The organism is Vibrio sp. Y58_MX_L22, from assembly GCF_024181865.1.
Taxonomy (GTDB): Bacteria; Pseudomonadota; Gammaproteobacteria; order Enterobacterales; family Vibrionaceae; genus Vibrio; species Vibrio alginolyticus.
This window is the reverse complement of the sequence record NZ_JAMZAN010000006.1, coordinates 38,408-52,021: the sequence shown is the minus strand read 5'-3', so window position 1 is coordinate 52,021 and position 13,614 is coordinate 38,408. Positions and strand designations below refer to the sequence as shown.

Sequence of the window (13,614 nt, the reverse complement as noted above, 5' to 3'; positions counted from 1 at the left end):
TGCTCAAGAGAAAAAGACGATCAACACTTCGTCTTTACCCGCTACTTACAACGTCCCAAAACGCGTTTACGCAGCTGGAGCATCCATGATTGAAGATGAACCTTCTTTCGCCATTTGTGCTAGATCTTTGTCAATGAAGAACAACGCTTTACCGTCTTCACCTACCAGTTCGATCTTATCTAAAATCCCTTTAAACAACTTCTCTTCTTCGTGCTGTTCTGACACGTACCACTGTAGGAAGTTAAACGTTGAGTAGTCTTGGCTAGTAAATGCAACGTGCGCCAGTTTGTTGATTTTTTCCGTGATCATTTGCTCATGTTCAAATGTCTCGCGGAAAACGTCACCTAGGCTCGCAAAGTCATGCTTTGGCGCATCAATAGCGCCTAAGATTGGCATTGAGCCAGTTTCACTCACGTAAGTGAATAGGCGTTGCATGTGCTCCATTTCTTCTACGGCGTGAGCGCGTAAAAATTCAGCCGCACCTTCAAAACCTTTGTCTTCACACCAAGCACTCATTTGTAAGTATAGATTGGATGAGAAAAATTCTAGGTTAATTTGCTCATTCAATTGTTCGACCATAGTTTGAGACAGCATGTTAACTCCTATTATTGTGCATGCAATATACCCAAGTAACCTCGAAATAAATGACGCTGCGAGAATAGCTTGGTCTGGCAGACACGGCGAAGTTTCACTTCAACTCTAGTCAGTAACACTACGCTTATTTCAGCATATCAAAGTCACTTGGGTATAACGCCACTATAACATGATTACTGAGACAAGACTTTGTACCTACGGCACCGATATGAGATCACTTCAGCAAATTTTTTTTGGGGTTGGTGCTAATCTAAAACTATGACCTTACAAGGAGATAGCAATATGAGTTACAAACACATACTTGTGGCAGTCGACCTTTCAGACGACAGTAAAGTGTTGATTAAGAAAGCCGTATCACTGGCTAAACCTCTGGATGCGAAAGTCTCTTTTATTCACATCGACGTGAACTACGCAGAACTCTACACCGGGCTTATCGATATCAATATGGCAGAAGCGCAACATCAAGCAATGGAAGCATCGCGCACACAATTGGCAAACTTCGCTGAATATGCGCAATACCCAATTGCCCATACTTTAGTCGGTAGTGGCGATTTGAGTAATGAGCTGTGCGATACCATTCAAGATTACAGTATTGATTTGGTGGTTTGTGGTCATCACCAAGATTTCTGGAGCAAGATTCTATCTTCGACTCGACAGCTGATTAACTGCTCACCAGTCGATATGCTGGTCGTACCGCTAAAAGACTGATTGGCGCAGCGATAAAACTTGGTTAGACTGCGGGCACATTTGTTGTTGATAAAGATTCTCATCCATGGCTTATCTATCCGCAGTTACCCTACTTTGGGCATTCTCATTTAGCCTGATCGGCGTTTACCTCGCCGGTCAGGTTGATTCTTGGTTCTCGGTGTTCATGCGCGTGGCACTGGCGAGCCTGGTTTTCATTCCCTTTTTGAAATTCCGTGGCGTTAGCAAACCCCTGATCGCGAAACTGATGACCGTCGGTGGCTTCCAGCTCGGCTTGATGTATTGCTTCTACTACCAATCTTTTTTGCTCCTTTCCGTGCCAGAAGTATTGCTGTTCACCGTATTCACACCCATTTACGTCACGCTAATCTATGACTTCTTGAAAGGTCGCTTTTCACCTTGGTACTTAGTTACCGCTGCAATAGCCGTATTTGGTGCCGCCTGGATTAAATTTGCAGGCATTAATGAAGATTTCCTACTGGGCTTTTTGGTCGTACAAGGAGCAAACCTCTGCTTTGCCATCGGTCAGGTGGGCTACAAATATATCATGGAGAGTGAACCCGTCGATTTGCCACAACACACCGTGTTTGGCTACTTCTACTTAGGTGCACTTTGTGTAGCAACCGTGGCTTTCGCGCTCATGGGTAACCTCGACAAACTACCTACCACTGCAACACAATGGGGCATTCTGACATACCTTGGGTTGATTGCTTCTGGTTTTGGTTACTTTGCTTGGAACAAAGGCGCGACTATGGTGAACGCAGGTGCACTGGCAGTAATGAACAATGCATTGGTTCCGGCGGGCTTGATTGTAAACATTGTGATTTGGAACCGCGATGTTGATGTCATGCGACTCGCCATTGGCGGTGCGATCATCATGCTATCCCTATGGATTAACGAAACCTGGGTGAAAAAGCGCGTAGAGATGAGCTACGCCAATAAGTAACGCAGCTAATCCTATAAACATTTCGACAATAAAAAACGCTCTCCGACTGGAGAGCGTTTTTTTATTTGATTAATGCACTTTGGCTTGTGAGATTGCGTTCATCAAAGCATTAGGTGGCGTTGGCAGCAACACTTCTAGTTTCGCATTACGCGCTTCCAGTTTACGCTGACGCTTAAGTAACTTTTGTTGTTTTTTCGCCACTTTTAGCAACTTCTTTTGCTGCTTATAGTGCTTTTTCAGTGCTTTTTTCGCTTTCTTGAGCGATTTTTTATCCGCTAAATCAAACCATACTGATGCGTCGGCTCTTACTGGCTCCGGAGATTTTTCGGCTTGTTTTTTCTCTTTCACGCGCTCAACAACACGCTTCACAATCGCGGCTTTTTCGTTGCTTTGTTTAGTGGTCACTGGAATCGCTTGTGATGGCAGAGCTTCAACCAATAAGCCACATGCTTGTTGCTCACTCAATGGCTTGTCTTGGCATTTTTGTGGAGGAATTGCGGTTGGCTTACAAAGGGTATCTTTGGCCGATGAAGAGCGTGCGCAAGAACGACAAACGAATTTTGGTGCGACAACTAAACGATGGATATCACCAAGTTCTGCCGCGATCTGTTTGCGACTCATTTTACATAAACGTTTAGCCATTCTACTACTCCAGCTTCCCAGTTATCGACCGCATCACAACAAGTGAAATAATAATAATTCTTAGTTAGATATACAGTCAGGAAAGGGAATTAGCAAGAGAAAACTATCAATAGAGACGAGGAAAGAGAAGCTGAGTCACAGCACGATACACCGTACTGTGACAAGAAAAGTTGAGCCGTCAGGAAGTTATGCCATCGATGCTTTAACATAGACATCGAAGCGATTTTTTTTCGTTTCAATCGCCATGGTCGGTTTTTTCTCGTTCAGCCAGTTAGCATAGTCTGGGCGTTTAACTACTACACGCTTTGTGGCTAACGCCATGGCTGGTTCTAGTAGGCCATCGGCGTCCAAATCGGCGCCAACCAACGATTGGAAAACGCGCATTTCTTTTTTCACGAGCGCCGACTTCTTTTTATTTTCTGGGTGCGGATACATCGGGTCAAGATACACCACATCTGGCTGGACAAAGTCTTTATCTTGCGCCAATTGTTCCAACGCATCATGGCTAGAAGCATGGATTAGCGACATGCGCTCAGATACCCAGGTGCCGATTTCTGGGTCTTGTTTCGCTCGATCCAAGCCATCATCTAACAAAGCCGCGACGACTGGATGACGCTCGACCATCTGCACTTTACAACCTAGTGAGGCGAGCACAAACGCATCACGACCAAGACCTGCCGTGCCGTCTAACACGGTTGGCGTTGCCCCTTTTTTCAACCCCGCAGCTTTCGCAATTGCCTGACCTTTACCACCACCGAACTTGCGACGATGACCGACCGCACCACCAATCAAATCCACAAAGATTGCACCCAGCTTTGGCTCATCCACTTTACGTAGCTCCAAACGCTCGGTGGTTAGCACCAAAGCAAAATCGCTATCGTCAGTATGAGAAAGCCGCCAACGCGCAGCGAGTTCATCAAGATGAGATTGTTGAGACAGGTTTTCACAGATCAATTGCAGTTGCAAAAGGAGGCTCCAATAAAAATCGAGGTAACTGGCGCTGAGTGTATACCTAAGTTACCTATTAATGCTAGGTTGAGCTTGCTACGCAGAGGTTATACAACCGTCAGTTGCTCCACTAGCTCAGAAAGCGGCTTAGGATGACCAATACCGTAGCCTTGGCCGTAGTCCACACCGAGGTCTATCAAATGCTGCATGACCTGGTCATTTTCGACAAACTCCGCCACCGTCACTTTGCCTAGTTGTTTCGCCAAGTCATTGATTGAACGAACCATCACGCGGTCCATTTCATTTACGTTGATATCTTGCACGAAAAGACCATCAATTTTCACGATATCGACAGGAAGTTTCTTTAAGTAACCAAATGAAGACAATCCAGATCCGAAATCATCCAATGCAATCATGCAACCCAAAGCCTTTAGCTTGGTAAACAGCTCAATGGCTTGATCCAGATTGCTCATCGCCGCTGTCTCGGTGATTTCTAAGCAGATTTTTTCACACGGCAGAGTCGAACTTTCCAATCGCTCCAATAAGAAGTCAATAAACTCTTGATTCCCCATAGATTGACCTGAAAGGTTTATCGAACAGCGACCAAGCTGTTCAATCACCTCAGGACGCTGTTCAAACCACTCTAGCGTTTGAGTAATAACCTGCTTATCAATCCAATGGGCAATGTTGTAGCGCTCGGAAGCAGGGATAAACAGCGCAGGAGAAACATAATCACCGTACCCATTGCGAATACGCACCAAAATCTCAAAATACATTTGAGTCTCGTGCTTTTGTAAGCTTTTTATCGGTTGAGCAAACAGTTCTAAACGTTGATTCGACAATGCCTCATGCACCAAATTGACGCTCTGCATTTCCATCTGACGACGCTGCAACTCTTCGTTATCTAAGCTGAATAGATTATAGCGGTTACGGCCTTGCTCTTTAGCGGCGTGACAAGCAGAGTCTGCTTGAGCGTGCACCATTTGTGGCGTATCAGCGGTATGATCGATGATACGGATGCCAATTGAGCAACTGATGAACAGGCGTGTGTCTTCCCAAATAAAGAGGTGTTCGCTTAGTGTCGAGATGATCAGTTTGGCAATATTGATGGCGCCATATTCGTCACAGTCTTTGAGTAACACCGCAAACTCATCGCCTCCCATTCGAGCCAAGATGGAATTGTACGGCAGAACGCCTTCCAGCATACTGGCGCAGAATTGAATCGCCGCATCACCTGCATCATGCCCAACCGTATCATTGAGGACTTTTAGCTGATCTAAGTCGAGGTACAGCATGGCGTGGACTCGACGATGGCTGTCCACTTCGCACAGTGCGGTCTTAAGCTCTAGTTCAAAATGGTTTCTGTTGTAAGTCCCCGTCAGTAAGTCATAGCGAGCTTGGTATTCCAATTTCTCGGAGAGCAGTTTGGTTTCGGTAATATCTTCGCCCACAATCAGCAGTTGCTCAGATTCACTCAGCGGACGAATATTCTCGCGCACCCAAACACGATGACCATTTGCATGACGATACTCGACTTCACGTCGCCAAACACCATGCACTTGCTGGTTGGGTTGCAATAACACTTGGCGAGGGAACAGCACTTTGTCATCAAAATAGAACTCCCTCAGGCGATGTCCGAGCATGTCCATCGGTTTGTAGCCAAGAAGTAGTTGAGCAAATCGATTCACTTCTTGAATTCGGTTATTACTATCAAGCGTCACCATCATCACGGGCTGCTGCTCGTAATAGTTGCGTAGGGTTGACTCACGTTGGTAGAGCTTGTCCTCCATCAATTTACGACTGGTAATATCGCGCGCTTCAAACAAGTATTGCTTATGATTCCCTACTTGCTGAGAAAAAGGCTTGAGCGAAACTTCTAACACCAATGCGCCGTGTTCTTTACTCCAAATTTCAGCTTCAAACGTCGACACTTGATGGTGAGGCGCGTGGAAATACTCCTCTAGCAACGCTTGTGCTTTTTCACTCCAGTTGGGGTGAAACCAAAGTGGTCGGTCTAAGCGCAGTCCTTGGTGATAAAGTAAGGATTGAAGGTGATCGTTGCCCGATTTAAGCACACCGTTGGCATCCAAAATGCCCATATACTGCATGCTCTGATCGAAAATCGATTCTAGAATAGCCTGGCTTTCTCGCGCAGCGCTCTCACTGCGACGCATCCGCTGTAAATAATAACCCATCAGCAAAATGACCACCGACATCACCACAAACAGACTACCAAACAGGCGAATTTCCTTGGCAAAACGTTCAGAAAGCTTCATTGGCTTATTAAAAAATACCGCAGAAACCTCTTGTTCAGCCCCCAATCCCCAACGCGCTACCGCTTGGTAATCGAGCTTTATTTCAGAATCACTTTTTTTCACCTCAGGCAGAGGCTGATCAGGGTTATCCAAAACGAATTCAAGCATCTCTGCACTCTCAATACCATGCCGATAACCACTTTGAATAACCCCTCCAACTGCGCCATGACCCAAACCAATGTCATGCACCATAAACAGCGGCGCGTTTGAGACTTTGTTGACACCAACCCAGTCACGCTCGCTACCTACCATACCTTGTTTATCTCGGTAATAGGTCCAGAACAAGACGACTTTATCGGAACTCAGTTTTGCGACTTGTTGTTTTAGATCGATGATGCTGTCTGGGACAAGTTGTACGATTTTGTCTCGATATTGCGGGAACTTGAGGACAAAATTGTCGATTTGATAACGCAACACCTCACCGGTCACCGAGTGGTCACTGACGATGAGAACTTGTGTGTAGTTCGGATGTAAGCGCTCAATAAGAGCGAGATTCGCTTCCAAATCGACATCTTCCATGACTCCGGTTGCATTCAGAGAACGATGTAAAGAAGGATGGTAGTTATTAATGCCGTTAAATATAACTGGGGTGTCTTTGATGATTGGGGCTAAACGCTGCATGAGTTCAAGTGCATTGTTATCGCTCACTAAAATGGCATCGAATCGCTCTTTGCGTAATTTCGTAAGATACAAGGATTTTAGTTGCGCAAAAAACTGCTCACTCTGGTTACGTTTCGAGTCTAGATAGAGCACACGCATGTCCAGCGCTCGATCGCCCAGTTGTTGCTCGATGCCTCGCTGTATGGAGTCCGTCCAGAAAAAACCCTGATGATAGGAGTGCACGACCAACACCTTCGGATCTGAGGCCGTAGCAAACGCGCTCCAACATAGCGCGGCAATAACCAGAAAACGCTGCACATTATCTCCATAGCTCGGAGTTAACCCGCAGTTACTCCTGCCAAACCTTGTGAATCCTATCCGCTATGAGTATAAAAGGGAGGTAAAACTCTATCCCTAACGGAAATCATAGTATGAATGCGAGCCTGCCGAAACTCGACGACCTTGACCGCGCAATATTAAAAACACTGATGGCTGACGCCAGAACGCCCTACGCAGAAATGGCAAAGCAGTTCGATGTCAGCCCTGCCACTATCCATGTGCGTATCGAGAAGATGAAGTCGGCTGACATCATCGAAGGAACGGAGGTGATCATCAATACTAAAAAGCTTGGCTACGATGTGTGCTGCTTTATTGGTATTAACCTCAATGCAGCTCGTGATTACCACTCCGCGTTAGAAAAACTCAACGCGCTCGACGAAGTCGTTGAAGCTTACTACACCACGGGCGCGTATAACATATTCGTCAAATTGATGTGCAAATCGATTGAAGAGCTGCAATTTGTACTGATCGACAAGCTGCAAGCCATTGATGAGGTTCAGTCCACGGAGACATTGATATCGTTGCAGAACCCGATCAACCGCAACGTAAATCCGTAAAATTTTTTATAAAAAATGTACAAAAAAGGCCAACCGTTCGGTTGGCCTTGATGTTTTTTGCTCAATTTACGCCGCAATACCCGAATGGCGCAACAGTGCATCAATTTGTGGCTCGCGGCCACGGAAGCGCTTAAACAGCTCCATTGGCTCTTCACTGCCCCCCATTTCTAGGATGTTGTTCAGGAAGCTTAGACCCGTCTCTTTGTTGAAGATGCCTTCTTCTTCAAAGCGAGAATACGCGTCTGACGACAGCACTTCAGCCCACAGGTAGCTGTAGTAACCCGCACTGTAGCCACCAGCAAAAATATGGCCGAAGCTGTGTGAGAAACGCGCCCACTCAACCGCAGGAACTACCGCGACTTTCTCTTTCACTTTCGCCAGAGTTTCCAGTACACGCGCACCCACTTCAGGGTCATATTCGGTGTGAAGCGTGAAGTCGAACAAGCCGAATTCTAGCTGACGCAAAATACCCATCGCAGATTGGAAGTTTTTCGCTGCGAGCATTTTGTCTAGCATCGCTTTCGGTAGCGGCTCACCTGTCTCATAGTGACCAGAAATGAACGCCAGCGCATCCTCTTCCCAACACCAGTTTTCTAGGAACTGACTTGGTAGCTCAACCGCATCCCAAGGCACGCCATTAATACCTGAAACAGCACCTGTATCAACTTGCGTCAACATGTGGTGGATTCCATGACCAAACTCATGGAATAGCGTCACGACTTCATCGTGCGTGAACAGTGCTGGTTTGTCGCCCACTGGACGGTTGAAGTTACACGTTAGATACGCAACCGGCGTTTGCAGCTCGCCAGATAGCGTAACGCGACGGCCACGACAATCATCCATCCACGCGCCGCCACGTTTGTGTTCACGTGCATAGAGATCTAGGTAGAAACTGCCACGGAGTGTGCCTTCAGCATCAAAGATATCGAAAAAGCGCACGGACTCATGCCAAGTGTCTACGCCTTCACGCTCAGTAACGGTCATGCCAAACACGCGGTTTAGCACTTCAAACAGACCGCTCACGACTTTTGACTCTGGGAAGTATGGGCGCAGTTCTTCATCCGAAATTTGGAACAGGTGCTGCTTTTGTTTCTCGCTGTAGTAAGCGATATCCCAAACGTTCAGCTCTTCAACACCAAACTCACTTTTCGCAAACTGACGTAACTCTTCGACTTCACGTTCACCTTGCGGTTTCGCTCGTGTCGCTAGGTCATTCAGGAAGCCCAGCACTTGATCCGGCGTTTCAGCCATCTTTGTTGCTAACGACTTTTCACTGTAAGTATTGAAACCTAGCATACGTGAAATTTCATGGCGCAGTTTTAGCTGCTCAGTAATGATTTCTGAGTTATCCCATTTGCCTGCGTTTGGACCTCGATCAGAAGCGCGCGTCACGTACGCTTCGTACACTTCTTTACGCAACTCTTGGTTATCGCAGTACGTCATGACAGGTAGGTAAGATGGGATATCTAGCGTAATGAGGTAACCATCTAACTCTTTTGCTTCTGCGGCAGCTTTCGCTGCTGCCAGCGCCGATTCTGGCATACCTGCTAGGTCTTTCTCGTCTGTGATGTGCTTGGTCCAACCCATGGTGGCATCCAGCACATTGTTAGAGAATTTAGAACTCAGCTCAGACATACGTTTGCTGATCTCGCCGTAACGGTGCTGCTCATCGGATGGCAAACCAATGCCTGATAACTCGAAATCACGCAGTGCATCAGTGATGGTTTTCTGCTGGGCACGAGTTAACGTTGCAAATTCTTCGCTCGCTTTGATGGTTTTGTACGCTTCGTACAACCCTTTGTGCTGACCAACCCAAGTGCCGTACTCTGACAAAATTGGTAGGCAACTTTCGTAAGCTTCACGTAGCTCTTCGCTGTTCACTACCGAGTTCATGTGACCCACTGGCGACCAGATGCGGCTTAAGCGATCATCCGCTTCTTCAATTGGCGCAATCACACTGTCCCAAGTTGGGTGAGCGTTGTCTTGTAGAACTTCATCGATTTTTGCTCGGCAGTCAGCAATCGCTTCCTCAACGGCAGGCTTGATGTGTTCTGGTTTAATTTGAGAAAACGGAGGTAGGTCCGTAAACGTCAGTAGAGGATTAGACATGAATAATTCCTTTTGTGTTTTGACTCTGTGATTGCCTGTCTATTTTGTGTAGATAGGCCAACTCAATGTACAGACGAGCCAGCAACATGGATTGGGGGAGCTCCGTTCCCTTTCTCTATGCTGCGATGACCATCATATAGTCAACCAGCGCTACTCTGTCCTTGAGTCTTGTTATACCTAAATGAAATTTCACACCCTTTTGAGTGCGAGAAACTCACCTAGTTCAATTCGATTACCAATAGTAAGTGTGGGTGACTTAAAGAAATTTCAATAGCGTCCCCTTATCAGAGGAACAGATTTGATTGGAAGTTCTACATCTTTAAGTTACTTGAGTATAATACCGCCATAGAGTGAAAATCACAGACCACACTCAACCAAAGAGTGTTTCGAGAGTTTAATTTGTTAAGTTACCGCCACAGCTTCCACGCTGGCAACCATGCCGACGTGGTCAAACACATCGTTCAAAGCCTCATTCTTGATGCGCTGAAACAAAAAGATAAGCCATTCGTTTATCACGATACCCACTCGGGTGTGGGCCGTTACGATCTGACTCACGAATGGTCTGAAAAAACGGGCGAATACAAACAAGGCATCGCACGTATTTGGGATAACCCAAGCATTCCCGAAGACATCAAAAGCTACATCGATGCCATTAAAGTGCTCAACAATGGCGAGAAGCTGCGTTACTACCCAGGCTCACCACGTGTGGCGCGCGCGCAAATCCGCCCACAAGATCGCATGGTGCTGACCGAGTTGCACCCGGCCGATCACCCATTGTTAGAGCAAGAATTCCATCGTGATCGCCAAGTGAGCATCTTCAAAGAAGACGGATTCCAACGCCTCAAAGCAAGCTTACCGCCACAAGAACGTCGTGGTTTGGTGCTGATTGACCCACCATACGAACTCGCGAAAGAGTACCGCGATGTGGTGCGAGCGATTCATCAGAGCCATAAACGTTGGGCAACCGGTATCTACGCGATTTGGTACCCAGTGGTAAACCGTCACGACATCGAAGATATGATCGAAGGCTTGGAAGCACTGGGCATTCGTAAAATTCTGCAAATCGAGTTAGGTGTTGCACCAGATACCAACGAGCGCGGCATGACGGCATCCGGCATGATTGTGATTAACCCGCCATGGAAACTGGAAAGCCAGATGAAAGAGATTCTGCCATTCCTGCAAGACGCGATCGCACCAGCAACTGGCCACTGGAAAGTGGACTGGATTGTGCCAGAGTAAGCACTTCAGTACTGATATCTTCAAGCGCAACGATATTCTCGTTGCGCTTTTTTATGCTCTCACCTTCTCCCTCCAATCGTGCTTATTCTTCTTTTTGTGCCTCTCATCGCTATTTGTCATAAGTATTGTCGCTTTTTCCCATTTAGGAATTAGTCGAATTCGATTTATGATAGTGGGATAACGGTGGCATTGAGTTCGGGCAAGGTCATCCCAATCTATCTATGTACCAGATAAAATTTATAAGCTCTTGGAGAAAGTAATGGCGACTCATTTTGACTATATCTGTATCGGTGGCGGCAGTGGCGGCATCGCATCTGCAAACCGTGCGGCGATGTACGGCGCGAAAGTTGCGCTAATCGAAGCTCAAGACCTTGGCGGTACCTGTGTAAACGTAGGTTGTGTACCGAAAAAAGTGATGTGGCATGGCGCGCAAATCGCAGAAGCAATGAACCTGTACGCAGAAGATTACGGTTTTGATGTCGACGTGAAAGGTTTCGACTGGAGCAAACTGGTTGAGAGCCGTCAGGCATACATCGGTCGTATTCACCAATCTTACGATCGCGTTCTTGGCAACAACAAAGTAAACGTGATTAAAGGCTTTGCTAAGTTTGTTGACGAAAAAACTGTCGAAGTAAACGGTGAACACTACACAGCAGATCACATACTGATCGCGGTTGGTGGTCGTCCTACTATTCCAAACATTCCAGGCGCTGAATACGGCATCGATTCAAACGGCTTCTTCGACCTAGCAGAGCAACCAAAACGCGTTGCGGTTGTGGGCGCAGGCTACATCGCAGTTGAAATTGCTGGCGTACTGCACGCGCTAGGTACAGAAACGCACCTGTTCGTACGTAAAGAGTCACCACTGCGTAGCTTCGATCCAATGATCATCGATACATTGGTTGAAGTGATGGACGCAGAAGGTCCAAAACTGCACACCCACTCTGTACCAAAAGAAGTGGTAAAAGAAGCCGATGGCAGCCTAACTCTGCACCTAGAAAACGGTGAAAGCCAAAACGTTGACCAACTGATTTGGGCAATCGGTCGTCACCCAGCGACAGACGCAATCAACCTAACGTCAACCGGCGTGGCAACGAACGAAAAAGGCTACATCAAGGTAGACGAATACCAAGAAACCAACGTGAAAGGCATCTACTGTGTGGGTGACATCATGGAAGGCGGTATCGAACTAACACCAGTAGCAGTGAAAGCGGGTCGTCAACTTTCTGAGCGTCTTTTCAACAACAAACCAAACGCGAAGATGGACTACGATTTGGTACCAACTGTGGTATTTAGCCACCCACCAATCGGCACTATCGGTCTAACAACGCAAGAAGCAGAAGAGAAGTACGGCAAAGACAACATCAAAGTCTACACATCTGGCTTTACTGCGATGTACACCGCTGTTACTAAGCACCGTCAACCATGTAAGATGAAGCTTGTATGTGCGGGCGAAGAAGAAACGGTTGTTGGCCTACACGGCATCGGTTTCACGGTAGATGAAATGATCCAAGGCTTCGGCGTAGCAATGAAGATGGGCGCAACCAAAGCAGACTTCGACTCTGTTGTGGCTATCCACCCAACGGGCTCAGAAGAGTTCGTAACGATGCGTTAATTACGCGCTAATCGCATTGCTGATTTCAGCGAATCATTTGAAAAGGTCATCTTAGGATGACCTTTTTTTGTTATCCCATGCTTAACTCGCATTCTCTAATAATGTGCGAATAAACTCGGCTTTAATAGCACTCTCTTGCTTACCATCATGAATCAGACACAAGTCTGCACGCAGTGACTCTTTCAGCTTGATAAAACGAATCCCATGCCAATGATGCTGAGAAAACGTCGACGGAACCAACGTCACGGTATTGCTGTTTGCTACATATGCCATCAAGGTGCTTGGCTCCACCACTTGTTTGCCAATATGGGGTGAAAAGCCTTCTTGCAGACAGGCATTGATGATGAAGTTTGCCGAGGCAGAATTCGCCAAACTCATAAACGCAAGCTCACACGTCTTTAAATCTTGGAGCCGCAGCAAAGATTTGCTGGCTAACTCATGTTGCTCCGACACCGCCACCACAAACACATCTTTGCCCAAAGATACCGACTGATACGGATAAATGTTGAGTGCATCAGCAAAACGCACAATGCCCACATCGATTTTCTTCTCGCTCAGATGCTTCTTTTGCGTCTCTGGGTTAAGGTCAAAAATGTCGGCGTGATAAGTGTCATGCTCAGCATGGAAACGCTGTAACAGACGATCAAATCCGCCCCAAAATGCGCTACTTACCACACCAACTCGCAGGATATTTCTCTGGTTCAACCCCACTTGCTGCACTTGATTGAGCGAGACATCCAAGGTCTGAAAAATCAGTTGGCATTTGGACTCCAACAATCGCCCGGCCTCCGTCAGCATGACGTTTCTTGAATCGCGCTCAAACAGTTTGACGTTAAGCACCTCTTCCAACTCTTTGATGCGATTGCTCAACGGCGAATTGGTGATATTGAGATTCTCGGCCGCCTTAGTGAAATGCTTGGTTTGTGCGACCTCGTAAAAGTAACGCAGCATCTTCAGCGTCACGCGCTCAAATGGTTCTGACTTCATAATTGAGTCCTAGCGAAT

The 13,614-nt window shown here is 46.8% G+C and carries 11 protein-coding genes; 5 read left to right on the top strand and 6 right to left on the bottom strand.

All coding sequences use genetic code 11. From position 1 onward, the window contains the following. Positions 1-66 precede the first annotated feature (66 nt). Positions 67-594 (bottom strand): non-heme ferritin, encoded by a 528-nt coding sequence (gene ftnA, locus NL626_RS14890; RefSeq protein WP_005379167.1) that lies wholly within the window; start codon positions 592-594, stop codon positions 67-69. A 282-nt stretch (positions 595-876) separates the two neighbouring features. On the opposite strand from ftnA, the gene uspA reads away from it, so the two are divergent. Next, complete coding sequence (gene uspA / locus NL626_RS14885; protein WP_005379165.1) at positions 877-1,302, top strand: universal stress protein UspA; 426 nt, start codon at positions 877-879, stop codon at positions 1,300-1,302. Positions 1,303-1,366: 64 nt separating this feature from the next. Then, positions 1,367-2,245, top strand: coding sequence for a carboxylate/amino acid/amine transporter (locus tag NL626_RS14880; RefSeq protein ID WP_017635030.1), 879 nt, complete (start codon positions 1,367-1,369; stop codon positions 2,243-2,245). Between the two features lie 69 nt (positions 2,246-2,314). Here the strand turns inward: NL626_RS14880 and NL626_RS14875 are convergent, their stop codons facing one another. The 3 genes from NL626_RS14875 to NL626_RS14865 form a co-directional block, all read right to left on the bottom strand. After that, positions 2,315-2,887, bottom strand: coding sequence for a hypothetical protein (locus NL626_RS14875; RefSeq protein ID WP_253657482.1), 573 nt, complete (start codon positions 2,885-2,887; stop codon positions 2,315-2,317). Between the two features lie 186 nt (positions 2,888-3,073). Continuing rightward, positions 3,074-3,853: a class I SAM-dependent methyltransferase gene (locus NL626_RS14870; protein WP_253657481.1), complete on the bottom strand. Its 780-nt coding sequence runs from the start codon at positions 3,851-3,853 to the stop codon at positions 3,074-3,076. Positions 3,854-3,942: 89 nt separating this feature from the next. After that, positions 3,943-7,068, bottom strand: coding sequence for an EAL domain-containing protein (locus NL626_RS14865; RefSeq protein WP_170897633.1), 3,126 nt, complete (start codon positions 7,066-7,068; stop codon positions 3,943-3,945). 113 nt (positions 7,069-7,181) lie between these two features. Between NL626_RS14865 and asnC the strand changes: the two genes are divergently transcribed. Next, positions 7,182-7,646, top strand: a complete 465-nt coding sequence (asnC, locus tag NL626_RS14860) for a transcriptional regulator AsnC (protein WP_005389595.1) — start codon at positions 7,182-7,184, stop codon at positions 7,644-7,646. 66 nt (positions 7,647-7,712) lie between these two features. Here the strand turns inward: asnC and prlC are convergent, their stop codons facing one another. Further along, complete coding sequence (prlC, locus tag NL626_RS14855) at positions 7,713-9,755, bottom strand: oligopeptidase A (RefSeq protein WP_213893889.1); 2,043 nt, start codon at positions 9,753-9,755, stop codon at positions 7,713-7,715. A 399-nt stretch (positions 9,756-10,154) separates the two neighbouring features. On the opposite strand from prlC, the gene NL626_RS14850 reads away from it, so the two are divergent. Both NL626_RS14850 and gorA read left to right on the top strand, forming a co-directional pair. Beyond that, positions 10,155-10,994, top strand: coding sequence for a 23S rRNA (adenine(2030)-N(6))-methyltransferase RlmJ (locus NL626_RS14850; RefSeq protein WP_005379158.1), 840 nt, complete (start codon positions 10,155-10,157; stop codon positions 10,992-10,994). Positions 10,995-11,253: 259 nt separating this feature from the next. Further along, a complete protein-coding gene (gorA, locus tag NL626_RS14845; protein ID WP_253657480.1) occupies positions 11,254-12,609 on the top strand; it encodes a glutathione-disulfide reductase in 1,356 nt (451 codons plus the stop codon). Positions 12,610-12,690: 81 nt separating this feature from the next. Here gorA and NL626_RS14840 read toward each other — a convergent pair whose 3' ends face one another. After that, positions 12,691-13,596 (bottom strand): LysR family transcriptional regulator, encoded by a 906-nt coding sequence (locus NL626_RS14840; RefSeq protein ID WP_069509860.1) that lies wholly within the window; start codon positions 13,594-13,596, stop codon positions 12,691-12,693. Positions 13,597-13,614 lie beyond the last annotated feature (18 nt).

What these genes read in the sequence shown, in the direction of transcription:
- NL626_RS14840 (WP_069509860.1), bottom strand. Translation starts at nt 13,596, where the DNA reads ATGAAGTCAGAACCATTTGAGCGCGTGACGCTGAAGATGCTGCGTTAC.
- asnC (WP_005389595.1), top strand. Translation starts at nt 7,182, where the DNA reads ATGAATGCGAGCCTGCCGAAACTCGACGACCTTGACCGCGCAATATTA.
- NL626_RS14875 (WP_253657482.1), bottom strand. Translation starts at nt 2,887, where the DNA reads ATGGCTAAACGTTTATGTAAAATGAGTCGCAAACAGATCGCGGCAGAA.
- uspA (WP_005379165.1), top strand. Translation starts at nt 877, where the DNA reads ATGAGTTACAAACACATACTTGTGGCAGTCGACCTTTCAGACGACAGT.
- ftnA (WP_005379167.1), bottom strand. Translation starts at nt 594, where the DNA reads ATGCTGTCTCAAACTATGGTCGAACAATTGAATGAGCAAATTAACCTA.
- prlC (WP_213893889.1), bottom strand. Translation starts at nt 9,755, where the DNA reads ATGTCTAATCCTCTACTGACGTTTACGGACCTACCTCCGTTTTCTCAA.
- gorA (WP_253657480.1), top strand. Translation starts at nt 11,254, where the DNA reads ATGGCGACTCATTTTGACTATATCTGTATCGGTGGCGGCAGTGGCGGC.
- NL626_RS14880 (WP_017635030.1), top strand. Translation starts at nt 1,367, where the DNA reads ATGGCTTATCTATCCGCAGTTACCCTACTTTGGGCATTCTCATTTAGC.